22 protein-coding genes and 1 pseudogene are annotated in these 22,907 nt (G+C 73.6%); 6 read left to right on the forward strand and 17 right to left on the reverse strand.

The window, feature by feature from the left end:
• Window positions 1-22 precede the first annotated feature (22 nt).
• The gene (locus tag ACT7CP_RS10700; RefSeq protein WP_445442195.1) at window positions 23-943 is read left to right on the forward strand and encodes a TIGR01777 family oxidoreductase; all 921 of its coding nucleotides are present in this window, start codon (window positions 23-25) and stop codon (window positions 941-943) included.
• Window positions 944-970: 27 nt separating this feature from the next.
• Here ACT7CP_RS10700 and ACT7CP_RS10705 read toward each other — a convergent pair whose 3' ends face one another.
• From ACT7CP_RS10705 to ACT7CP_RS10735, 7 genes are all read right to left on the reverse strand, one after another.
• On the reverse strand, window positions 971-1,420 hold the full coding sequence (locus ACT7CP_RS10705) for a hypothetical protein (protein WP_445442196.1): 450 nt from the start codon (window positions 1,418-1,420) through the stop codon (window positions 971-973).
• Window positions 1,420-2,250, reverse strand: a complete 831-nt coding sequence (dapB, locus tag ACT7CP_RS10710; protein ID WP_413963418.1) for a 4-hydroxy-tetrahydrodipicolinate reductase — start codon at window positions 2,248-2,250, stop codon at window positions 1,420-1,422. The genes ACT7CP_RS10705 and dapB overlap by 1 nt, the downstream gene beginning before the upstream one ends.
• Window positions 2,251-2,305: 55 nt before the next feature.
• The gene (locus ACT7CP_RS10715; RefSeq protein ID WP_413963419.1) at window positions 2,306-2,908 is read right to left on the reverse strand and encodes a histidine phosphatase family protein; all 603 of its coding nucleotides are present in this window, start codon (window positions 2,906-2,908) and stop codon (window positions 2,306-2,308) included.
• Between the two features lie 8 nt (window positions 2,909-2,916).
• Window positions 2,917-4,272 (reverse strand): M16 family metallopeptidase, encoded by a 1,356-nt coding sequence (locus ACT7CP_RS10720; protein WP_445442197.1) that lies wholly within the window; start codon window positions 4,270-4,272, stop codon window positions 2,917-2,919.
• 69 nt (window positions 4,273-4,341) lie between these two features.
• On the reverse strand, window positions 4,342-4,998 hold the full coding sequence (locus ACT7CP_RS10725; RefSeq protein ID WP_445442198.1) for a hypothetical protein: 657 nt from the start codon (window positions 4,996-4,998) through the stop codon (window positions 4,342-4,344).
• 227 nt (window positions 4,999-5,225) lie between these two features.
• Complete coding sequence (locus ACT7CP_RS10730) at window positions 5,226-5,792, reverse strand: hypothetical protein (RefSeq protein ID WP_445442199.1); 567 nt, start codon at window positions 5,790-5,792, stop codon at window positions 5,226-5,228.
• Between the two features lie 150 nt (window positions 5,793-5,942).
• Window positions 5,943-7,079, reverse strand: coding sequence for an aldo/keto reductase (locus tag ACT7CP_RS10735; protein WP_445442200.1), 1,137 nt, complete (start codon window positions 7,077-7,079; stop codon window positions 5,943-5,945).
• Window positions 7,080-7,561: 482 nt separating this feature from the next.
• On the opposite strand from ACT7CP_RS10735, the pseudogene ACT7CP_RS10740 reads away from it, so the two are divergent.
• Together ACT7CP_RS10740 and ACT7CP_RS10745 are read left to right on the forward strand one after the other, a co-directional pair.
• Window positions 7,562-8,091: pseudogene (locus ACT7CP_RS10740) on the forward strand (YbhB/YbcL family Raf kinase inhibitor-like protein).
• Window positions 8,092-8,114: 23 nt separating this feature from the next.
• Window positions 8,115-8,480: a hypothetical protein gene (locus ACT7CP_RS10745; RefSeq protein ID WP_445442201.1), complete on the forward strand. Its 366-nt coding sequence runs from the start codon at window positions 8,115-8,117 to the stop codon at window positions 8,478-8,480.
• A gap of 113 nt (window positions 8,481-8,593) precedes the next feature.
• Here the strand turns inward: ACT7CP_RS10745 and ACT7CP_RS10750 are convergent, their stop codons facing one another.
• Window positions 8,594-10,867: a polyribonucleotide nucleotidyltransferase gene (locus ACT7CP_RS10750; RefSeq protein ID WP_413963426.1), complete on the reverse strand. Its 2,274-nt coding sequence runs from the start codon at window positions 10,865-10,867 to the stop codon at window positions 8,594-8,596.
• A gap of 475 nt (window positions 10,868-11,342) precedes the next feature.
• Entirely contained in the window at window positions 11,343-11,612 is a 270-nt protein-coding gene (gene rpsO / locus ACT7CP_RS10755) for a 30S ribosomal protein S15 (protein WP_012038735.1), read from the reverse strand.
• Window positions 11,613-11,815: 203 nt separating this feature from the next.
• Between rpsO and ACT7CP_RS10760 the strand changes: the two genes are divergently transcribed.
• Entirely contained in the window at window positions 11,816-13,168 is a 1,353-nt protein-coding gene (locus ACT7CP_RS10760) for an MFS transporter (RefSeq protein WP_445442202.1), read from the forward strand.
• 26 nt (window positions 13,169-13,194) lie between these two features.
• Window positions 13,195-13,929: an HNH endonuclease family protein gene (locus ACT7CP_RS10765; RefSeq protein WP_445442203.1), complete on the forward strand. Its 735-nt coding sequence runs from the start codon at window positions 13,195-13,197 to the stop codon at window positions 13,927-13,929.
• 256 nt (window positions 13,930-14,185) lie between these two features.
• Here ACT7CP_RS10765 and ACT7CP_RS10770 read toward each other — a convergent pair whose 3' ends face one another.
• The 4 genes from ACT7CP_RS10770 to ACT7CP_RS10785 all read right to left on the reverse strand — a co-directional run bounded on the left by ACT7CP_RS10770 (window position 14,186) and on the right by ACT7CP_RS10785 (window position 19,397).
• Window positions 14,186-15,751, reverse strand: a complete 1,566-nt coding sequence (locus ACT7CP_RS10770) for a DASS family sodium-coupled anion symporter (protein ID WP_445442204.1) — start codon at window positions 15,749-15,751, stop codon at window positions 14,186-14,188.
• Window positions 15,752-15,843: 92 nt separating this feature from the next.
• Complete coding sequence (locus ACT7CP_RS10775; protein WP_445442205.1) at window positions 15,844-18,120, reverse strand: HelD family protein; 2,277 nt, start codon at window positions 18,118-18,120, stop codon at window positions 15,844-15,846.
• A 105-nt stretch (window positions 18,121-18,225) separates the two neighbouring features.
• On the reverse strand, window positions 18,226-18,714 hold the full coding sequence (locus ACT7CP_RS10780; RefSeq protein WP_445442206.1) for a VanZ family protein: 489 nt from the start codon (window positions 18,712-18,714) through the stop codon (window positions 18,226-18,228).
• 155 nt (window positions 18,715-18,869) lie between these two features.
• On the reverse strand, window positions 18,870-19,397 hold the full coding sequence (locus tag ACT7CP_RS10785; protein ID WP_413963432.1) for an adenine phosphoribosyltransferase: 528 nt from the start codon (window positions 19,395-19,397) through the stop codon (window positions 18,870-18,872).
• A gap of 106 nt (window positions 19,398-19,503) precedes the next feature.
• Between ACT7CP_RS10785 and ACT7CP_RS10790 the strand changes: the two genes are divergently transcribed.
• On the forward strand, window positions 19,504-20,235 hold the full coding sequence (locus tag ACT7CP_RS10790; RefSeq protein WP_445442207.1) for a M50 family metallopeptidase: 732 nt from the start codon (window positions 19,504-19,506) through the stop codon (window positions 20,233-20,235).
• A 79-nt stretch (window positions 20,236-20,314) separates the two neighbouring features.
• Here ACT7CP_RS10790 and ACT7CP_RS10795 read toward each other — a convergent pair whose 3' ends face one another.
• Genes ACT7CP_RS10795 through ACT7CP_RS10810 form a run of 4 tightly spaced genes read right to left on the reverse strand, consistent with a single transcriptional unit; the run spans window position 20,315 to window position 22,905 of the window.
• Window positions 20,315-21,148: an aldo/keto reductase gene (locus ACT7CP_RS10795; RefSeq protein WP_445442208.1), complete on the reverse strand. Its 834-nt coding sequence runs from the start codon at window positions 21,146-21,148 to the stop codon at window positions 20,315-20,317.
• A 22-nt stretch (window positions 21,149-21,170) separates the two neighbouring features.
• Window positions 21,171-21,779: a signal peptidase II gene (locus ACT7CP_RS10800; RefSeq protein WP_445442209.1), complete on the reverse strand. Its 609-nt coding sequence runs from the start codon at window positions 21,777-21,779 to the stop codon at window positions 21,171-21,173.
• A 9-nt stretch (window positions 21,780-21,788) separates the two neighbouring features.
• Window positions 21,789-22,304: a hypothetical protein gene (locus ACT7CP_RS10805; RefSeq protein ID WP_445442210.1), complete on the reverse strand. Its 516-nt coding sequence runs from the start codon at window positions 22,302-22,304 to the stop codon at window positions 21,789-21,791.
• A gap of 34 nt (window positions 22,305-22,338) precedes the next feature.
• Window positions 22,339-22,905 carry a type 1 glutamine amidotransferase domain-containing protein gene (locus ACT7CP_RS10810; protein ID WP_445442211.1) on the reverse strand — a complete coding sequence of 189 codons (567 nt, stop codon included), beginning with the start codon at window positions 22,903-22,905 and terminating at the stop codon, window positions 22,339-22,341.
• Between the last annotated feature and the right edge of the window lie 2 nt (window positions 22,906-22,907).

A 22,907-nucleotide genomic window follows, 5' to 3' on the forward strand; every position in this document is an offset into this window, starting at 1 on the left:
GGCACCGACGAAGGGCTCGACCATGTCCGACAGCACCGCATCCCCCGCCCCGCTCACCGTCCTGATCTCCGGCGCGGGCGGCACCATCGGCACCGAGCTGCAGGCGCAGCTGCGCGCGGCCGGGCACCGCGTGGAGAAGCTGGTGCGGCACGCCCCCTCGGGTCCGGACGAGCACGAGTGGCAGCCGGCGGAGGGCCGTCTGGACCCGGCGGTGCTCGACGGCGTGGACGCGGTCGTGAACCTGTCGGGCGCGTCCATCAGCCGCCTGCCGTGGACGAAGCCGTACCAGGAGGAGATCCGGTCCTCGCGCGTGCAGGCGACGCGCACGATCGTGGGTGCCCTGGCGTCGGCGTCGACGCCGCCCCGGGTGCTGCTGAACGGATCCGCTGTGGGGTTCTACGGCGACCGCCCCGCCGAGCGCCTCACCGAGGACTCGCCGCGCGGGACGGGCTTCCTCGCCGAGGTCGTGGAGGCGTGGGAGGCCGAGGCGTTCCAGGCGTCCGCGGACGTGCGCGTCGTCGCCCTGCGCACCGGCCTCGTGCTCGCGCAGGCGGGGGCCCTCGCGCCGCTGCGCCTCCTCACGAACCTGGGGCTCGCCGGGAAGCTCGGCACGGGCGGCCAGGTGTGGCCGTGGATCTCGCTCCGCGACGAGGCCGCCGCCATCGTGCACCTGCTGACGTCGTCGCTGTCCGGCCCGGTGAACCTGACCGGCCCCGAGCCCGTCATGGCCGACCGCCTCATGCGCCATCTCGCGACGCGCATGCATCGGCCCTACCTCGTGCCCGCGCCGGAGGCCCTGATCCGGCTGGCACTGCGGGACGCGGGCCAGGAGCTGCTGCTGTCCAGCCAGCCCGCGCGCCCCGAGAAGCTCCTCGCCGACGGCTTCGCGTTCCGCGACCCCACCGTGGAGCTCGCGATCGACCGGCTGCTCGCGAGGGCCTGAGCCGCCGGTTCGCCGTCGCCCGGTCGGTCAGGCGGCGGGCTCGGATCCGTGCAGGGCGATCGCGCGGCGGATCGCGCCGCGCGCACGTCGTCGGTCGCCGCTCGCGTCGTAGGCGAGGCCCAGCCGGAACCACGCCCGCCAGCTGGCGGGCTCCTCCTCGACCTCGGCCTGGTAGGCGGGGAAGGCGGCGTCGGCCGCGTCCCGCAGGGGGCGGCCGCTCGCGCGGGACGGCAGGTCGGCGACGGGCAGGCCGCCCTCCTCGTCGAGGATCCGCGTGAGGCGCGCGCTGCGGATCCCGAACAGCAGCTCGCGGACGAGGGCCCACGCGCCGACGAGCGACAGGAACACGAGGCCGAGGCCGAGCGCCACGCCGACGAGCTCGCCCGACATCATCAGCAGCACGGCGAACTGGCCGGCCACCGCCAGGTACAGCATCATGAGAACGGCCATGAGGGCCACGCCGATGCGCGTGCCCATCAGGAGCTCGTGACGGTGGCCGCCTGGCCGCTCGGCCCGCCGTCGTCCACGGGCCCGGTCGGCGCGGCGGCCGCGTCCCGGGTGGCGCGCTCGCGCGACCCGTCGAGGTCGATGAGGCGGTCGAGCCCGACCACCACGCCCCGGGCGGTGCGGACCGCGCGGAGGGCGAGCAGGATCCCCGCCTCATAGGCGCTCGGCGCGAGCGTGTCGTGGCTGATGGTGAGCACCTCGCCGTTCCCGCCGAACACCACGTCCTGCTTGGCGACGACGCCCTGCATCCGGAGGCTGTGCACGGGGATGCTCGCGACCTGCTGGCCGCGGGCGCGCTGGTCGGTGTGCGGCGCCTGCACCGGGCCGCGTGCGCCGCGGGCCTGCGACATGAGCTCCGCGGTGCGGACGGCGGTGCCCGACGGCGAGTCGATCTTCGTGGCGCCGTGCGCCTCGACGATCTCGATGGAGTCGTAGAAGCGCGCCGCCATCTGCGCGAAGGATGTCGCGAGGACGCTGCCGACCGAGAAGTTCGGGATGATGACGACGCCCACGGCGAGGTTGCCCGTGATCCGCCGCTCGAGGTCCTGGATCCGCTCGCCCGTCCAGCCGCTCGTGCCCACGAGCACGTTCATGCCGTGCGCGACGGCGTACTCGACGACGCCCTGGCTGACCGCCGGGAGCGTCACGTCGACCGCGATGTCGGCGCCGAGCATGTCGGACAGCTCGTCCTTCGAGTCGAGGCTGGCGACGAGCTCGAACTCGGTGCTCGCCTCGACGATCTGCGTGATCAGCTGGCCCATGCGGCCCGTTGCGCCGACGACGGCGACCGTGGTTGTCATCCCGCCAGCGTACCGGCGCGGTCCGCGGCGACGGTGGCCGCCCCGGCGGACCCGCCTAGTAGGGCTGCTGCTCCGGCAGTCCCGTGCGGAGCTCGACCGGGAGGTGGCCGAGGTCGTTGTGCACCACGAGGACGGGCGGCTTCGCGGAGCGCACCCGGATGATCGTGAGGCCGCAGTTGGCCTGGTTGATCCCCATCCAGCGCCACTCGGGGGCGTCGAACACGTGCCGCACGAACCACGCGATGACGAAGTTGTGCGTGATGAGGAGGTCGTGCCGGTCGCCGCGCGCCGGCGCCAGGAACTCGCTCACCGCGTCGGCCATCTGGGCGCTGCCCGCGTCGATCTCCTCCTCGGTCACCCCGCCGAAGAACGACTCGAAGGCGTGCGGCATGTCGGGCACGGGACCCGACGGGATGCAGTCGAACAGCAGGGACGACGGCTCCGGCTCGACGGCCGGCATGCGCTGGGCCATGATCGCGGCCGTCTCCTCCGCGCGCGCGAGCGGCGAGTGGCGCACCGACGTGAACGGCACCCCGCTCAGCCGGTCGGCGATGCAGTGCGCCTGGCGCTTGCCGCGGCCGGAGAGCGGGCCGTCGGGCAGCCCGTGCTCGGCGTCCTGCTGCTCGCCGTGGCGAACGAGGTAGATGTAGTGGGACACGGATCCTCCTAGAGGAGCGAGCGGGTCTCGAGCAGCGGGGCGAACGCGTCGGCGCCGACGGTGCCCACAGCGGCGATCGAGAGCGGACGGGAGACGAGGTCGGCCGCGAGGGAGCGGACGTCCTCGGCGGTGACACGGGACAGGCGGGTGAGCGTCTCGTCGAGGTCGACGTACTCGCCCGTCGTGATCTCCGACCGGCCGAGCCGCGACATGCGCGTGTCCGAGTCCTCGAGCGCGAGGGCCGACTGGCCGGAGAGCTGGCCGAAGGCGCGGGTCAGCTCCTCGTCGGTCACGTGGTCCTCGGCGAGGCGCCGGAACTCGTCGATCATGAGGCGGGAGACCTGCGCGGTCTTGGCGGCCGTGCATCCGGCGTAGAGGCCGAAGACGCCCGCGTCCGAGTAGGACGCGCCGAAGGAGTAGACGGAGTAGGCGAGGCCGCGCTTCTCGCGCACCTCCTGGAACAGGCGCGACGACATGCCGCCGCCGAGCACGGAGTTGAGCATGGCGAGGGCGGGGCGCCGGTCGTCGGACGCGGCGAGGCCCGGAACGCCGAGCAGGATGTTGGTCTGCTCGATGGGGCGGTCGACGACGACGAGGTCGCTGCCGCGCGTGATGACGCCGACGTCGCCGGTCCGGCGGGCGACGGGCGCGGCGAGGACGGACAGGTCCCAGCCGGCGCGCTCGAGGCCCACGGTGACGCGGGTGACGAGGGCGTCGTGGTCCACCGCGCCGGCCGCCGTGATGACGAGGTCCTGCGGGCGGTAGTTGCGGCGGTAGTGGGCGACGACGGCCTCGCGCTCGGCGGCCTCGATGTCCGCGGGGCTGCCGCCGATGGGCCGGCCGAGCGGGTGATCCCCGAGCACGGCCTCGAAGAAGCGCTCGCTCGTGACGTCGCCCGGGTCGTCGTCCGCCATGGCGAGCTCCTCGAGGATGACCCCGCGCTCGGTCTCGAACTCCTCGGCGTCGATGAGGCTGGAGGTGACCATGTCGGCCAGCACGTCCACGGCCATGCCGAGGTCGCGATCCCGCACCTTGGCGTAGTAGCAGGTGTACTCCTTGGCGGTGACGGCGTTGTGCTCGCCGCCGACCGCGTCGAAGGCCACGGCGATGTCGAGCGCCGAGCGCGACGGGGTGCCCTTGAAGAGCAGGTGCTCGAGGAAGTGCGTGGACCCGAGGTCGCCGGGCTGCTCGTCGCGCGACCCGACCGCGACCCACATGCCGATGGTGGCGCTGCTGCTGCCCGGCACGTCCTCGCTGAGGATCCGGACGCCGGACGGGAGGACGGAGCGCCGGACGCCGGCACCGCCCGCCGACTGCACGGTGAGCTCGGGGAGGTCGAGGGGGAGTTCTACGGCGCGGGACATCAGCGTCACCCTACGCCACGGGCCTGCTCTCGGATCGGGGTGGACGCGGGGCGGTGGCGGTGGCGGCGGTCAGCAGCCTGGTCCAGCGTGAGCCGATCCGCACGCCCCGCCGACCAGGACCGTGGAACCCTGCAGGACGTGGAGCGTGACCGGCCCGCTGACCACCGGGAGCGTGCCCGGGATCTGCTGCCACCCACCCCCGTCGAACCGGTACGACGGCGAATACGCGATCGTCAGGCTGATCTGCCTGTCACCGACGCTCGGATACACGTGACTGGTGTCAGTGGGGGTGAAGTCCTGTTGGCCCAGCTGCCTCCACGACGACCCCGGACCCTGGACCGTCGTCGACGTCCCGTCACCGTGATCCCACGTGAACGACACCGGCACGAACCGCACCTGCGCCGGCCGACCCAGCAGCGTCCCGTCGACCACCTGCGCGGACGCGTCCGTGAGCAGGTTCACCGGCGCCCCGACCAACGCCCACCCGTTCGGCTGCGACCGGATCGACGCCGACCGCGGCACGAACTGCGCCACGTCCTCCAGCGTCACCCCCGGGTCAGCAGGCGCGGCCGGGGCCGGGTCGGCGGGCTTCACGGGCGGCTGGGCGGGCGGGAGGAACGCGTGCTGCCCGTCCAGGCAGGTGCCCTTCCCCGGCCGACAGGCCGTGTCGACGTCCGCGGCGAGGCGGTCCTGCCGTGGCACCGGATGCGGCACCACCGGCGGCACGACACCAGCCTGCGACGGTCCCACGTCCTCCGGCCCACTGGGCGACTGGGATCCGCGAGAGGGCGTCTCCTGCCCCGTGAGCGCGACACCGTCGCCCGCGATGGCTCCTGAAGCACAACTCCCGGCGTTTCCAGCCGATTGCGCACACGAACCAGCTGCCGCTCGACTCTGAGCGGGGAAGGCCACGACGGCCGTGAGAGCGATGGACCCGGCGATCAAGATCGACGTCATCCGCACGCGTGGACCTCCTCGTTGCGGAGGGAGTCGCTGATGCGCCACGTACCGTCGTCCGACCTCTTCGCCTTCATCTGAACCGACAGTCGCACGTCGCGCTGCGGTGTGACGTCGTGCCCGAACTCGTCGAGGATCCGGAGGCCGCTCACGTCGAGGCAGGCCTGGGCGACCATGAAGGCGCCTTGCCCGTCCGATCCGTGACTCGTGACTTCGAAGGCGGACATCGTCGCCTTGCCTTCTCCGTGCTGATGCTTCGCCTCGGTGTCGCGTAGCGAGGACAGCTCGCCGTCCAGCGCATCGCCCTCGAGCAGTCCGGACAGGTTGTCGGCCGTCTCCTCACTCGGGCTCAAGCTCACCAATCGCGTGAAGACATCCCGGAACGCCTCGTCGTCCTGCTGCTCCTGCGTCAGGGACGGGGACGGCACCGGCGTGGGAGCGGGGTCGGCCAGCGGGGCAGCCGTGCAGCCGGCCATCACCGGGATCGCGATCACGACGGCCAGCGCGAACGCCGCCGCTCCCGCTCGTCGTCGCAGCGTCAGGTCGCGCGGTCGTTCGTGCAAGGTCGTCTCCCCCGGGCCGTTCGGATGCCCGCGTGGAAGCACGGGCGTCCGGGCGTCGCGGGTCCGGGAAAGCTAGCCGAGGGGATGCGGGCGCGGCGGCATCGGTCCACATCGCGCGAACGACGAGCGCGGACGGCGCCTGGGGAGGGGCTACTCGCTGATGCGGTCGAGGCGCGCGACGTCGTGCCGCGAGAGCTGCACGTGCGCCGCCTGCACCAGGTCGTGCACCTGCTCGGGGCGGCTCGCGCTCGCGACGGGCGCGACGACGCCCGGCTTGGCCAGGAGCCAGGCCAGGGCGATGGTCCCGATGCTCGTCGAGTGGTGCTCGGCGATCTCGTCGAGCGCCGTGAGCACGCGGAGGCCGCGTCGGTGCAGGTACTTCGCCGCGCGCTGTCCGCGGGCGCCCTCGCGCACGGAGTCGCGCGTGCGGTACTTGCCCGTGAGGAAGCCGTTCGCGAGCGCGAAGTAGGGCATGACCGCGAGCTGCTGGCCGCGGACGACGTCGAGGAACTCCGACTCGTAGGGCGCGCGGTTGACGAGGTTGTAGTGCGTCTGGAGCGCGACGAAGCGGGGTGCGCCGTACAGGCCGCCCATGATCCGGGCGTGCAGCAGGCGCTCGGCCGCGTAGTTGGAGGCGGCGAGGTGCCGCACCTTGCCCGACGCGATGAGGCGCCCGGCCGCGGAGAGGCTCTCCTCGAGGGGCACGTCGAGGTCGTCCCAGTGGAAGTAGAGGAGGTCGATGAAGTCGGTGCCGAGGCGCGACAGGCTCGCGTCGACGGCCCGCTCGATGCGGGATCCGCCGAGGCCGGGGAAGTCCTCGCTCTTTCCGATCTTGGTGGCGACGACCATCGAGTCGCGGTTGCGGCGCTCGCGCATCCACGTGCCGATCATGTGCTCGCTGCGACCGCTCGCGTAGGAGTCGGCGGTGTCGAGGAAGTTGCCGCCCGCCTCCTGGTAGCGGTCGAGGATCGCGGAGGTGTCGTCGGGGCCGGCCGTCCAGCCGAAGACGTTCCCGCCGAGCGCGAGGGGGAAGACGCGGAGGTCGGTGTCGCCGATCGCGCGACGACGCGCCGGGTTCGGGATGCTCCCGCCGGTGCGCAGCCCGGGCGCGGCGGCGGCCTCCAGGACGAGGGCGCCGGCCGCCTGCACGGTGGCCTCGACGACGGGTGCGGGCCCGGTCGCCGGCTCGGCGGTCCGCGTGAGGAGAGCCCCGAGGGGTCCGCCGCGGTGGCGCCGGGGCGAGGAGCCGGGCGCCACGTTCGAGGCGGTGGGGAGGGACGTCGTCACATGTCCCACCGTACCTGCCAGCGCGCGAAACGTTTGGGTACCAAGGGATTGCCGCCGACCCCGTTCGTCGTCAGGACAGGCGCAGCGGCGGGCCCCGAGCGAGGGTGCGGATCCCGAGCACCGCGGCCGCGACGGCGCGTCGCACGAGCGACGGGGAGCTGCTCGCGCGAGGCGGGCTCGACAGTCCGAGCCGTCCGGATGCAGGAAGGGGTGCCGTGGATCCCCCGACCCCGGCACCCCTCGGCGGCCTGCATCCCCCGATGCGTCCCCCGGAGGCAGGCGGTCGCGTGGACCTGCCTGCAGAGCCCACGCTATCGAGCGGTCATCGCCCGGCCCCAGCCCCTCTTCGGGGGTGCGGTCGGGCTCCGACGTCCGCACCGGGGCCCGAGCCGACCACCGGGATGCGCTCCGGGGACGCCTCCCGGCCGGGTCCCGGCGCGTCGTGCGAGGCTGGGGCGTCAGCACGACCGAGAGGAACCCCTGTGCCCAACGACCCGCTGCACCGCCTGCCGGATGCCGCCCCCTTCCACCTCACCAGCCCCGACTTCGCCGACGGGGCACCGCTGCCCGAGTCGGCGCGCGGCGCGGGCCAGGGCGGGCAGGACCTGTCCCCCGCCCTGAACTGGACCGGCGCGCCGGAGGGCACGCGCAGCTACGTGCTCACCGCGTACGACCCCGACGCCCCCACGGGCAGCGGCTTCTGGCACTGGGCCGTGCGCGGGATCCCCGCCACCACGACCTCACTCCCGGCCGGGGCGGGCGACCCGGACGCCGGCCTGCTCCCCGAGGGCGCCGTGACCCTGCACAACGAGGCCCGCGAGACGCGGTTCGCCGGGGCGACACCGCCGGCGGCCACGGCACGCACCGGTACTTCTTCACCGTGACCGCGCTCGACGTGGAGTCGGTGGACGTCCCGGAGGGCGCGACCCCCGCGATCCTCGGCTTCCTGATGCTGCCGCACGTGATCGGGCGCGCCCAGCTCGTCGGCACCGCGATCACCGTCGCGGACTGACCGGACCGGATCGAGGGCGCGTCATGACGCAGCACGGCGACGAGCGCACGGCGACGGACGCGGGCGGCGACGCCCCGTCCCACCGTCGCCGGCTCGCGCTCGTGATCGCGCTGGTCGCGGCGGTGCTCCTGGTCGCGGGGATCCTCGCGGCGATCGCGCTGTCCCCGGGCGGCGAGCCGACGGCGCCCGCGTCGCCCGTGCCCGCCACCGGCGAGCCCGGCACGACGCCGGACACGACGCCATCACCCGTGCCGACGCCGACCGACGCGGGCACCCCGGCTCCGACGCCCGCCCCGAGCCCCACCGCGGACCGCACCCCGGTGCCGTCCATCTCGGTGCCGCCGGCGCCTGACGTCCCGTACCCCGCGGATCCGGACGACGGGAAGTAGCCGGCCGGACCCGAGCATGCGTGGACGCGCGCACGGGTCCGCGCCCCGCACACGACGGATGCCCGCCCCACCGAGGTGGGACGGGCATCCGGGTCGTGCGGGGTGCGTCGGGACTAGCCCTCGGCGGGGGCCTCGGGGCCCTCGCTCGCGGCGTCGCGGCCCTCCTGATCGGCGGGCTCCTCCATCACCGGGGCGAGCGACAGCTTGCCGCGGTCGTCGATCTTGGTGATCTCCACCAGGATCTTCTGGCCGACGCCGAGCACGTCCTCGACGTTCTCGACGCGCTTGCCGCCGGCGAGCTTGCGGACCTCGCTGATGTGCAGCAGGCCGTCCTTGCCGGGCAGCAGCGAGACGAACGCGCCGAACGTCGCGATCTTGACGACGGTGCCGAGGAAGGACTCGCCGACCTCCGGGTTCGTCGGGTTCGCGATGGCGTTGACCTGCGCACGCGCGGCCTCGGCCGACGGGCCGTCGACGGCGCCGATGTAGACGGTGCCGTCCTCCTCGATGGAGATGTCGGCGCCGGTCTCGTCCTGGATGGCGTTGATCGTCTTGCCCTTCGGGCCGATCAGCTCGCCGATCTTGTCGACGGGGATGTTGACCGAGATCACGCGGGGCGCGGTCGGGGCCATCTCGTCGGGGGCGTCGATGGCCTGGTTCAGCACGCCGAGGATGGCCGTGCGGGCCTCCTTCGCCTGCTTGAGCGCACCGTCGAGGACCGACGTGGGGATGCCGTCGAGCTTCGTGTCCAGCTGGATGGCCGTGACGAACTCGGACGTGCCGGCGACCTTGAAGTCCATGTCGCCGAGCGCGTCCTCGGCACCGAGGATGTCGGTGAGGGCCGCGTAGCGGACCTGGCCGTCGACGGTGTCGGAGACGAGGCCCATGGCGATGCCGGCGACGGGGGCGCGCAGCGGCACACCCGCGTTCAGCAGCGACAGGGTCGAGGCGCAGACGGAGCCCATCGACGTGGAGCCGTTGGACCCGAGGGCCTCGGACACCTGGCGGATCGCGTAGGGGAAGTCCTCGCGGCTCGGCAGCACCGGCACGAGTGCGCGCTCGGCGAGGAAGCCGTGCCCGATCTCGCGGCGCTTCGGCGACCCGACGCGACCGGTCTCACCGGTGGAGTAGGGCGGGAAGTTGTAGTGGTGCAGGTAGCGCTTCTTCGTGATGGGCGACAGCGAGTCGATCTGCTGCTCCATCTTGAGCATGTTCAGCGTGGTGACGCCCAGGATCTGGGTCTCGCCGCGCTGGAAGATGGCCGAGCCGTGGACGCGCGGGATGACCTGCACCTCGGCGTCGAGCGGGCGGATGTCGGCGAGGCCGCGCCCGTCCATGCGGATGCCGTCGCGGAGGATCCGGCCGCGGACGACGGTCTTCGTGACGGACTTGTACGCCGCGGAGAACTCGGTGAGCGCCGACTGCGGCAGCTCGCCGGCCTCGACCTTGGCGGCCACGGCCTCCTTGGTGCGGGTCTTGAGCGCGTCGTCGGCGTCCTGGCGCTCGATCTTGTCGGCGATCTGGTACACGGTCCCCAGCTCGTCGAGGGCGAGGGCCGACACGGCGTCGTACGACTCCTGCGCGTACGGCAGGAAGACGGGGTAGTCGACCGTGGGCTTCGCGGCCTGCTGCGCGAGCGAGGCCTGCGCGGCGACGAGCTGCTGGATGAACGGCTTCGCGGCCTCGAGGCCCTGCGCGACGATGGCCTCGTCGGGCTTCGTGGCGCCGGCCTGGATGAGGTCCCAGGCACCCTCGGTGGCCTCGGCCTCGACCATCATGATCGCGACGTCCTCGTTGCCCTCGGAGTCGGTGACGACGCGGCCGGCGACGGTGATGTCGAAGACGGCCTCCTTGAGCTGCGAGTGCTTCGGGAAGACGACCCACTGGTCGCCGATGAGCGCGAGGCGCACACCCGCGATGGGGCCGGAGAACGGGATGCCCGAGAGCATGCTCGAGGCGCTCGCCGCGTTGATGGCGAGGCTGTCGTAGAACTCGTCCGGCGCGATGCTGAGGACGGTGATGACGACCTGGACCTCGTTGCGGAGGCCCGTGATGAACGACGGGCGCAGCGGCCGGTCGATGAGGCGGCAGACGAGGATCGCCTCGGTGGAGGGGCGGCCCTCGCGACGGAAGAACGAGCCGGGGATCTTGCCCGCGGCGTAGCTGCGCTCCTCGACGTCGATGGTCAGGGGGAAGAAGTCGAAGTTGTCCTTCGGGTGCTTGCCCACCGAGGTGGCGGACAGCAGCATCGTGTCCTCGTCGAGGTACGCGGCGACCGCGCCCTGCGCCTGCTGCGCGAGGCGGCCGGCCTCGAATCGGACCGTGCGGGTTCCGTACTTGCCGTTGTCGAGGACTGCCTCGGCGAACTTGATCTCTGGACCTTCCATTGAGGTCTCTCTCCTTCGTGTTGCGCCTCTCGGCGACGCCCGTCGGGCGCTCGTCCTGCATCCCGTGTGGATGCGGACCTCCTGCGACAGAGGAGGAGCGGGCGAGGCGACACGTCGGGGTCCGCCTGATGCGGATCCCGGGTGCACGTGCGCGGCTGGTTCCGCTCGTCGACCGGTGGCCGACGGCGGCGGGCGCATGTCTGACCATCAGTGGGAATGCTCCGAGCGACTCGGAATACCACCACCAACGGCCAGCTCCTGCCGGCCAGCTCCATCTGTCGTGATCCCATCGTGACGCTGGGCGCCCGTCGGATCACTGCGTCCATGGTAGCACCGGACCCCTTCCGGGCCCCGGAGGACCGGGATGGCCGGGTGTCGGCCGGGCGACCTCCTCGTTAACGCGAGACGAGCCGCCACCCCGGAGGGTGACGGCTCGCGCGTTCGTCGTGATGCGATCAGCGACGCGTGGTGCGTGTCAGCGGCGGATGCCCAGACGTGCGATCAGGGCGCGGTAGCGCTCGATGTCGACGTTGGACAGGTAGCCGAGGAGACGACGACGCTGGCCGACCAGGAGGAGCAGGCCACGACGCGTGTGGTGGTCGTGCTTGTGCTCCTTCAGGTGCTCGGTGAGGCCCGTGATCCGCTTGGTGAGGAGCGCGATCTGCACCTCGGGGGATCCGGTGTCACCGGGGTGGGTCGCGTACTCGTCGATGATCGCCTTCTTGACGTCTGCTTCCAGAGCCATGTGATGATCCCCTCTCGTGTTCGTTGCGCGGCGCCCGTCACAGGATGTGCGAGCTCTCTTGATCCGCGGCCGTTCAGACGGCAACCGCACGAGCATACCAGAGGGCGGGGCCCGCACCCGCGGGCGGGCCCTGCGCGACGGCGGCCGCGTCCGTGGTCTCGGCTAGCGTGGAGAACCACCCTAGAGAGACGACGCAGCGACACGTGAGCACCCCGCCCGAGACCTCCCCCATCCCCATCTCCGACGAACGGCAGGTCCGCGGCAGCCACTTCGTCGACCTGACGCCCCTGCGGGAGAGCCCGGCCTTCGCCCGGCTCTGGGCGGGCAACGCGATCGCCGGCATCGGCAGCCAGATGACGATCGTCGCGATCGGGCTGCACGTGTACGAGATCACCGGATCCACCGGGGCCGTCGCGCTCGTGGGCGTGCTGTCGCTCCTGCCGATGATCCTCGCGGGACTCTACGGCGGGATGCTCGCGGACGCGTTCGACCGGCGGAAGGTCGCGCTCGTCGCGTCGTGCGCCGCGTGGGGCTCGACCATCGCGCTGGCGCTGCTCGCGTGGACGCACGCGGAGACGGTGTGGTCGCTCTACGCGCTGAGCATCCTCAACGCGGTCGCGGCGACCGTGATCGGGACCAGCCGGCAGGCGATCCTCCCCCGCATCCTCCCGCCGCACCTCCTGCCCGCGGCCAGCGCGCTCGGCGGGATCAGCCTGGGCGTGATGGTCACGGTCGGCCCGGCGCTCGCGGGCGTGCTCGTGGCGACCGTCGGGTTCCAGTGGACCTACACGGTCGACGCCGTCCTGTTCCTCGCGGCGTTCACGGGCGTGCTCGCGCTGCCGCGGATCGCACCCGAGGGCGAGGTGCAGCGGCCGGGCCTCGCGTCCATCCGGTACGGGATCGGGTTCCTCCGGACCGCCCCGAACATCCGCATGTCGTTCATCGTCGACATCATCGCCATGACCTTCGGGCAGCCCCGCGTGCTCTTCCCCGCGGTGGGCGCGGTCGTGCTGGGCGGCGGACCGGTGACCGTCGGCATCCTGACGGCGGCGGGCGCCGTCGGCAGCCTCGTGAGCAGCCTGCTGAGCGGGTCCGTCGGGCGGGTGACGCGGCATGGTCGCGCGATCCGCTGGGCCATCGTCGCCTACGGCCTCTCGACCGCCGGGTTCGGCCTCGTGCTCCTCCTCGCGTCGGAGCCGGGCGTGCTGCACGGCATCGGCTCGCGCATCGAGGACGCCAGCGTGCCCGGCATCGTCGCCGCCTCGGTGCTCCTCGCCTGCACCGGCGCGGCCGACAACATCTCCTCCATCTTCCGCAACACCATGCTGCAGACCGCGGTGCCCGACAACATGCGCGGGCGGCTGCAGGGCATCTTCATCGTCGTGGTGACGGGCGGTCCGCGGCTCGGCGACGCCTACATCGGCATCGTGACGGCGTTCGCGGCGCTGTGGGTGCCGTCGCTCGTGGGCGGGCTGCTCATCGCGGTGGTGGTGTGGATCCTCATCCGTGCGCTGCCGTCGTTCGAGCACTACGACTCGCGGAACCCCACCCCGTGACGCGGCGGCGGCGGACCCCGGTGCTGGTGACGATCGCGGCGCTCGTGCTGGTGATCGTCGCGGGGCTCGTGCAGTGGCGCGGCGACCCGGGATCCGGGCTCGGCGCGGGTTCGGTGGGCGGGGCGCCGGGGTCGGGGCTCGGCGCGGAGCCGGGGGCGACCGGATCCGCGCGCCTCGCCCTCGACGGGCTCGAGGTGCGGAGCGAGGAGCGGGTGCCCGGCTACGACCGGGAGTCCTTCTCGTGGCGCGAGGACGTGGACCGCAACGGCTGCGACACCCGCAACGACGTGCTGCGGCGCGACCTCCTGGAGGCGGAGATCCGCAGCGGGACGCGCGGCTGCGTCGTGCAGGCGGGCGTGCTCGAGGACCCGTACTCGGGAGAGCGGATCCGCTTCGACCGGTCGCGGGATCCGGAGGCGGTGCAGATCGACCACGTGGTGTCGCTGTCGGACGCCTGGTCGTCGGGCGCGTGGCGCTGGGACGCGGACTACCGCGCGGCGTTCGCGAACGACCCGCTGGAGCTGGTGGCCGCGTCCGGCGCCGAGAACTCGGCGAAGTCGGACGCGACCGCGGACGCGTGGCTGCCGGAGGATCCGCGGGACGCGTGCGCACTCGTGGCCCGGCAGGTGTCGATCAAGGTGCGCACCGAGCTCAGCGTCACGCGGGCGGAGCGCGACGCCATGGCGCGCGTGCTCGACGGGTGCGCGGATGCGCCGCTCGTCTCGTCCGACGACGTGCGCTGGCCGGCGCCCGCGCGCTGACCGGCGAGCCGGGGCCAGGTCCCGGGCAGCGGCGCCCAGGACCCCGTCATGTCGCCGGCCCATCCGATCGCCCGGGCGCTCCGAAGAGACCGCAATGCTCCGGACCACCAGAGACGCGATGCACCACGGGTCCGGATGTCATGGGGAGAGCGGTCGCACGGACGGCGCACGGAGAGGGGTCTCGGCGCCGGGACCACGACCGCCGGGCCGGCCCGTCATCGGGTCGGCCCATCTCCGTGCCCTCAGGAGATGACGCTCAGGCCAGCAGGCCGAGCACGCCCATCCACGCCGTGCCGACGACGCCCCAGATGACGATCAGCACCACGGCCATCGCGAAGCCGACGCGGAACCACTCCCTGGTCGTCACGTAGCCGGATCCGAAGACGACGCCGGACGGCCCCGACGCGTAGTGCGAGATGCCGCCGAAGAGGTTCCCGATGAAGCCCAGCACGAGCGCGGCGAACAGCGGCGGCGTGCCGGTCGCCACCGCGGCACCGAGGAAGACCGCGTACATCGCGACGATGTGCGCCGTGTTCGACGCGAACAGGTAGTGCGAGAAGAAGTAGACGAGCGCGAGCACCGCGAAGGCCCACGGCCAGGGCAGGCCGCCGACGGATCCCGAGACGGCGCCGCCCACGAGGTCGATGACGCCGAGCGCGTCGAGCTGGTCGGCCATGCCCACGAGCACCGCGAAGAAGATGAGCGTCGACCACGCGGACGCGTTGGCGGCGAGGTGCGACCACCTGAGGACGCCCGTGACGAGCAGCACCGCGATGCCGCCGAAGGCCGCGGCGGTGGCGGGGATGCCGAGGAGGGATCCGCCGCACCACAGCACGAGCAGCAGGACGAACGTGGCGGCCATGATCCGCTCGTGGCCGGACAGCGGTCCGAGCCCGCGCAGCTCGGCGCGGGCGTGCGCGGGGGCCTCGGGGGTGCGGGTCAGCGTCGGCGGGTAGACGCGCGACATCGCCCACGGCACGACCACCAGGCTGACGAGTCCCGGCACGAGCGCCGCCAGCGCCCAGCCGCCCCAGGTGATCTCGATGCCGAGGTCGGCGGCCGCCTTCTGCGCGACCGGGTTGCCGGCCATCGCCGTCACGAACATGGCCGACGTGACCGTGTTCACCTGCACGCTCGTGAGCGCGAGATAGGAGCCGAGGCGGCGGCGCGAGGCGTCGGACTCGGGGCTCGACCCCTGCACGCGGCTGAGGGACGCGACGATCGGGTACACGACGCCGCCCGCGCGCGCGGTGTTCGAGGGCGTCGCCGGCGCGAGCACCAGGTCGGTGAGCGCCATGCCGTAGGCGAGGCCGAGGCTGGATCCGCCGAGCCGCGCCACGAACGCGAGCGCGATGCGGCGGCCGAGGCCCGTGACGAGGAAGCCGTCCGCGATGAAGAACGACGCGACGATGAGCCAGATGGTGGGGTTCGCGAAGCCCTCGAGCGCCTCGCCGTCCGTGGCCATGGTCCCGGTGAGCATCGCGACGGCGAGGCCGATCAGCGCGACGGGCGCCGTGGGCAGCGGCTGGAGGATGAGCGCGAGGACCGTGCCGACGAAGATCCCGGCCATGTGCATGCCGCGCGGGTCGACGCCGGCGGGCGGCGGGACGAGGGCGATGCCGACGGCCACGGCGACGATGACGACCACCTGGACCAGGCGTGCGCGACGGGCCCGGCGGGCGGCCCCCGCGGACGTGTCAGACGGTGCGGCCGGGACCGACGCGACGCCCTCGGGCGCGGGATCCGCCGCGTCGCCCGGGGCGGGGTCCGTCCCCGTCCCCGGGGCGGACGAGGGGTCGGGGGCTGCGGGAGGAGGGGTCATGACCGGCCCATCCTCCGCGCGTGCCAGCCCCGATGCCACTTGTGCTCATAGTGTTCACGGGCGGTGCCGGACCGGGGTGCGGCCGACGCGGATCAGGCGGAGAAGCCCGTCGACGTGACGATGTGCAGGCGCTGCGTGGGACGGGTCATGGCGACGTAGAGGCCGGCCGCGCCGCGCGAGGTGTGGGCGAGGATCTCGTCGGGCTCGGCGATGACCACCACGTCGAACTCGAGGCCCTTCGCCTCCTGCGAGCCGAGCACCGCGATGGGCCGGCCGAGGCCCCCCACGCCGATGCCGACCGAGGACCCGAACCGCTCGGCGAGCGCCCGGTGCAGCTCCTCGACCCGGTCGTCGCGGGCGATGACCGCGAGCGTGCCCTGGTCGCCGCCCTCGCGCTCCTCGTCGACCACGTCGACGACGGCGGCGACGACCTCGTCGGCCGCGACCTCGACCGTGTCGATGGGGTGCTCCCCCTCGCGGACCGCGCGCGAGCGGGTGACCGGGAGGCCGTGCGCGATGGCCATGCGCTCGGCGGCCTCGGCGATCCGCGCGGGCGTGCGGTAGTTGACCGTGAGCTCCTCGAGGCGCCACTCGCGGCCGAGCACCGGGCCGAGCGCGTCCTGCCAGCTGGTGACGCCGACGGCGGAGCTGGCCTGCGCGACGTCGCCCACGATCGTGAACGACCGGAGCGGGCAGCGGCGGAGGAGCACGCGCCACTGCATCGGGCTGAGCTCCTGCGCCTCGTCGACCACGATGTGGCCGTAGGTCCAGGTGCGGTCGGACGCGGCGCGCTCGGCGGTCGTGCGGCGGGCGGCCTGCTCGGCGAAGCCCTCCGCGAGGCGCTCGGCCGTGACCATGCCGCCGACGCCCATGTTCTCGATGGCCTGCTCGGCGTTCTCGATGTCGCGGAGGCGCTGCTGCTCGCGCTCGCGGGCGCTCGCGTCAGCCTGCGCGCTGAACTCGCCGAGGAGCTCCGCGGCCTCGTCGAGGAGCGGCACGTCGGCGATCGTGAACGGCGCGTCGCGGACGCGTCGGAGGAGCGCGCGCTTCTCCGGGCTCCACCGCGGCGTGAGCGAGGCCAGCCACTGCGGCCGCGCGTAGAGGTCCTGCACGAGCTTCTCGGGCGTGAGCGGGAGCCAGGCGGTGTTGAGCGCGACCTTCACGTCGTAGGAGGTGCGGAGGTCCTCGCGGAGCATGGCCAGGTCGCTGTCGTCGAGCGCGCTGCCGTTGCGGCGCATCTGCGAGGCGAGGACCTGCGCGAGGGATCCGAGCGCGGCCTTGTTGAAGACCACCCGGGCCTCGTTGTGCGGCTTCCGGCTGTCCTGCGCGCGCCGGAGCGCGTTCGCCACGAGCGACGGCTCGAGCACGATGCGCTCCCCGTTCACGTCGAGGGTCACGGGCTCGGTGGGCGCGACCTGGCGCGAGCGGACCGCGCGCTGCAGGAGGCCGGCCATCTCGGATCCGCCCTTCACGGCCGCGACCTCGGGGGCGTCCTCGGCGGTCGCCTCGATGCCGGGGAACAGCTGGCCGACGCTCGCGAGCACGACGCCCGTCTCGCCGAGGGACGGCAGCACGGCCTCGATGTACTGGAGGAAGGAGCGGCTGGGGCCGACGACGAGCACGCCCGAGGACGCGAGGCGGTCGCGGTGCGAGTACAGGAGGTACGCCGCGCGGTGCAGAGCGACGGCGGTCTTGCCGGTGCCGGGACCGCCCTGGACGACGAGCACGCCGCGGAGGTCGGAGCGGATGATCCGGTCCTGCTCGGCCTGGATGGTGGCGACGATGTCGTTCATCCGGCCGGTGCGGCCCGCGGCGAGCGCGGCGAGCAGCGCGCCCTCCCCCTGGAGGCTCGTGCGGCCCTCGTCGAGGAGCGTGGGGTCGAAGATCTCGTCCTCCACGTGCACGACCTCGCGACCGCGCGTCGTGAGGTGGCGGCGGGCCCGGGCGCCGAGCGGGGTGGCGGCGGTGGCCTGGTAGAACGCGCTCGCCTGCGGGACGCGCCAGTCGAGCAGGAGCGGCTGGAGGTCGTCGTCGCGGAGGCCGATGCGGCCGATGTACCTGTACACGGGGTCGCCGTCGGCGGACTCCCCCGCGGGCGCGGCGCCCCGCGGCTCGTCCTCCGGGAGGTGGCCGTCCTCGAACTCCAGGCGGCCGAACACCAGGCGCTCGTCGACCTCGCGGAGCGCCTGCAGGCGGTCCTCGTAGATGCGGGCGAACGCGTCGCGCTCCGACCGGTTCTGGTGCGTTCCGCCGGTGGGGCTGTCGCGCACCGCCGTCAGCTGATCGCGGGTCTCCGCCCGCACCGCGTCGAGTCGTCCGTAGAGGCGCGTGACGTACTCGCGCTCGCGCTCCAGCTCCGTACCGGTCACCTGCACACCCCTTGGAATTCCGGCGTCAATCCTATCGAGCCGAGGTGACGCCCCCGGACCGCGGGCGGGACGCCGGTCGACGCCGACGGCGTGCTCGCGCGGGGGTCAGCGGGACAGGGAGACCAGTCGCTGCGGGCCCGTGGCCGCCGACTGCGGGCGCCGGCGGAGCGCGCGGCGGCGGGCGTTCTCGGAGCGAGCCGTGAGGATCAGGACGAGCACGACGCCGAGCAGCGCGCCCAGCCCGTTGTGGACGAGGTCGCGGACGTCGGAGACGCGCGTGGGCAGGAACACCTGCGCGGTCTCGATGAGGGCCGACAGCCCGACGCCGAGCGCGACGGCGAGCCACCACCGGGATCGCCCGAGCAGGAGCACCAGGAACATGCCGACGGGCAGGAACATCGCGACGTTCGCGGCGCCCTCGACGGCGGAGTACGTGATCCACGACGGGCCGCCGCGCTGGTGGAGCGCCTGCAGCGCGCGGAACAGGAAGCCGTCGATGCGGCGGTCGTACGGCTCCGGCGACAGCGTGATCCAGGCGACCAGGCCGAGGTACAGGGCCGTGGCGGATCCGAGGACGGGGTGGCGGAGGAGCATCCGTCCATCATCCGGGCTCGCCCCTGGGCGTCGGGTCCGTCGGAGGTGCCGGTTCCGTGACGCCCCGTCGCGATCGCCCCGTCCTCGCGGATGACCCCGTGCCGGCGTGCGTCCGGCCCTCCGTCGCGGCGGGCGCGGCGTCGCGGCGGGGCGCGTCAGAGCGCGATGATGGCGTGCACGTCGCGGCCCGCGAGCCGCTCCCGGCCGCCGAGGCCCTCGAGCTCGAGCACCACGCCGATGCCCGCGACCTCGTAGCCGGCGCGCTCCAGGAGCCGGGCGGCGGCCTCGAGGGTGCCGCCGGTGGCGAGGACGTCGTCGAGGAGCAGCACGCGGGATCCGGCGGGCAGCTGTCCGGGGTGCAGCTCGATGGCCGCCTCGCCGTACTCCAGGTCGTAGGACTCGCGCAGCACCTCGCCGGGCAGCTTCCCGGCCTTCCGGACGGCCAGGGTGCCGACGCCGGACGCGTAGGCGGCGGCCGCGGCGAGGAGGAACCCGCGCGCCTCGACGCCCGCGACCGCGTCGACGGGTCCCCCGGCGGCCACGAGGTCGTCGACCACGGCGCGGAGCGCGGGGCCGTCGGCGAGGACCGGCGTCAGGTCGCGGAACAGGATCCCGGGCTGCGGGAAGTCCGGGACGGTGAGCAGCAGGGAGCGGACGAGGTCGGAGACGGGGGTGTCGGGCACCCGACAACGGTAGTCGGTGGGGCGGCGACGGCCGTCCGTCAGGCGGGTGTGGTGGGCTTGGCGCTCCCCGCCCGCCGCATCCGCCCCCCCCCCCGAGGAGCACCCGATGGACCCCGTCGAGATACTGCGCGACGTCGTGGCGCGTGCCACCGCCGTCCAGGCGCCGCTCGCGGCGGGACCCGCGCTCGTCGCCGTGGCGCTCGCCGCGGCGCTCGTGCTCGTGCCGGCCGCGTGGCGGCTCGCGCGGCACGCCGTGACGATCGTGCACGAGGGCGGGCACGGGCTCGCGGCGACGCTGAGCGGGCGGCGGCTCGCGGGGATCCGGCTGCACTCCGACACCTCCGGCCTCACCGTCAGCGTCGGCCGGCCGCGCGGCCCCGGCATGGTGGTGACGCTGCTCGCGGGCTACCCGGCGCCGGCGCTGGCGGGCCTCGGGGCCGCGTGGCTCGCGGGATCCGGGCGGTCGGCCGCGGTGCTGTGGCTCTGGCTGCTGCTGCTGGCGCTCGTGGTGATCCAGGTGCGCAACTGGTTCGGCCTCTGGTCGTGCCTCGTGGCGGGCGTCGTCGTCGGCGTGGTGGCCGGGATCGCGCCCGTGATCGTGCAGGGCGTGGCGGCGCACGCGCTCGCGCTGTTCCTGCTCCTCGGCGCGCTGCGGGCGACGCTGGAGCTGCAGCGCTCGCGGTCCCGGCGCGGGGGCGGTGCCTCCGACGCCGACCAGCTCGGGCGGCTCACGCACCTGCCGGGGATCCTCTGGGTCAGCGTGCTCGTGCTCGTCGCGGCCGCGTGCCTGGTCGGCGGCGCGCTGCTGCTCGGGATCCCGACGCTCCTCGGGGCCTGACCCGCGGCGCCGCCCGCACGCGACGCGGCCGCCGCACCCCACGAGGGACACGACGGCCGACGACGACAGGGAGGCGCCGCTACATCTCCTCGTGCGTGTCCGGGTCGCCGTCCCAGAGGCGCGACTGCGGGCCGGAGCCGATCGCGCGCAGCTCCTCCTCGCTGAGCTCGAAGCCGAACACGTCGAGGTTCCGGCGCTGGCGCTCGGGATCCGTCGAGCGCGGGATGGGCAGCGCACCCGACTGGATGTGCCACCGCAGCACGGCCTGAGCCGGCGTCACGCCGTGCGCCTCGGCGGCCGCCACCACGTGCGGGTCCTGCATCAGCTGCTCGCGGGTGCCGAACGGCGACCAGCTCTCGGTGACGATCCCGAGCCGCGCGTGCTCGGCGCGGAGCTCGGCCTGCGTGAACGACGGGTGCAGCTCGACCTGGTTGACGACCGGCAGCGCGCCCGTCTCGTCCTCGAGGCGCTGCAGGTGCGCGGGCGTGAAGTTCGAGACGCCGATGGACCGGACGAGGCCGCGCTCCTTCAGCTCGATGAGCGCGCGCCAGCTGTCGACGTACTTGTCGACGCTCGGGTTCGGCCAGTGGATGAGGTAGAGGTCCACGAACTCGACCCCGAGCGACGCGCGCGACTCCTCGAAGGAGGCGAGCGTCTCGTCGTAGCCGTGGTGGCGGCCGGGCAGCTTGGTGGTGAGGAAGAGCTCCTCGCGGGGGACGCCGGAGCGGCGCATCCCCTCGCCCACCGCGGCCTCGTTGCCGTAGTTGAGGGCCGTGTCGAGCAGGCGGTAGCCGGCGCCGATCGCGCCGGACACGAGCTCGGCGCCCGCGTCCTCGTTCAGCCCGTACGTGCCGAGGCCGATGGCGGGGATGCGGTTCCCGTCGGACAGTTCCAGGGTGGGGATCGTGGTCATCCCCTCACGCTACGCCGGGGCGTCAGGCGCGGTCGGCGGGGGCGGAGCCGGCGGCGGCGTCCGCGTCCCGCTCGGCGTCGGCGTCCCGCTCGGCGTCGGCCCGCGCGTCCGCGACGTGGTCGCGCCCGAACACCGTGGTGAGGGCCCACGCGATCATGCCGCACACCGTGAGGATGTCGGCCACGTTGAAGACGGCGAACCACTCGACGGCGATGAAGTCGACGACGTGCCCGGAGAGCGGCCCGTCCTCCGCGCGCGTGATGCGGTCGAAGAGGTTGCCGAGCGCGCCCGCGAGCACGGCGGAGAGCAGGAGCACCTGGAGCAGCGACGCGCGGTGGCGGATCTGCCAGCCGACCCAGATCGCGAGGCCGAGCGCGAGCGCCATGATCCCGACGGTGAGGAGCGGCCCGACCTCGGCGCCCATGCCGAAGGAGACGCCCGGGTTGTAGACGAGCGCGAAGCGCACGGTCGGGATGAGCGGGATGGTCGCGCCGTCGCCGAGCGCGTCCACGGCCCAGGTCTTGCTGATCTGGTCGAGGACGAAGCCGACCACCAGCACGACGACCGCGAGCGCCACGACGACGGGGCGGGAGGTGCGGGGGCGGCGTGCGGCGGGGGGTGCGGTGGTCACGCGACGAGCCTAGGCGGTGGGCGCCGGGCGGTCGCCCGGGCCGTCGACCACGGCCCGGGCGGCGGCGCGGTCGCGGATCCGCGTGGCCGCCTCGCGCGGGAACGTGCTGCGGACGAGGTGATGGGTGCCGTCGGCCGACTCGATGCGGATCGCCGGCCCGGCGTCCAGCAGGAGCGCGGCGCCCCCGCCGGGGAGCGCGCGGACGCCGATCCCGCCGACGGTCCGCGGGCGGAGGTGGTCGACGACCACGCAGTCCGCGATCGCCGAGTACGGGATCCGGATGCGCCGGAACGGGACGAGCGCCACCTCGACCTCGTCCGGGTCGAGCGTGATGCGGATCCGCAGCGAGCCGACCACGGCACCGGCCGCGACGAGCAGCACGGCGACGACCGCGCCGAGCGCGCTGCCCCCGGTCGCGACCAGCGCCACGAGACCGACCGCCGCGATCACGAGCCCGGCGACGCGGATGGCGCGCGGGGCGCGCACGGTCTGGCGGAAGCGCGCGTCGGGTGAGGGCGTGGTCACGCCCTCACCCTAGGTGCGCGTGGCGGACGACGGGTCAGGCGTGCTGCTCGTCGTGCTCGCCCTCGGCGATCTCCTCGATCAGCTTCGCGTTGAACGCGGGCAGGTCGCCGGGGTTGCGGCTCGTGATGAAGCCGCTGTCGACCACGACCTCCTCGTCGACCCACTCGGCGCCCGCGTTGCGGAGGTCGGTGGCGAGGGTCGGGTACGAGGTCATGCGGCGGCCGTCGACCACGCCGGCCTCGATGAGGAGCCACGGCGCGTGGCAGATGGCCGCGACGGGCTTGCCCGCCGTGAAGAAGGCCTTCGCGAAGGCGACCGCGTCGGCGTCCACGCGGATGTCGTCGGCGTTCACGACGCCGCCCGGCAGCACGAGGGCGTCGTAGTCGGCAGCGTTCGCGTCCTTCACCTGGACGTCCACGTCGAACGTGTCGGCCTTGTCGATGTGGTCGAGCCCCTGCACGGTGTCCGCCTTCGGGGACACGAGCACGGGGGTGCCGCCGGCCTCCTGGACGGCCTTCCACGGCTCCGTCAGCTCGACCTGCTCGAAGCCGTCCGTCAGCAGGAAGGCCACCGTGCGGCCCTGGATGCTCTCTCCGGTCATGT

This window comes from Clavibacter rahimiani (genome assembly GCF_052654495.1).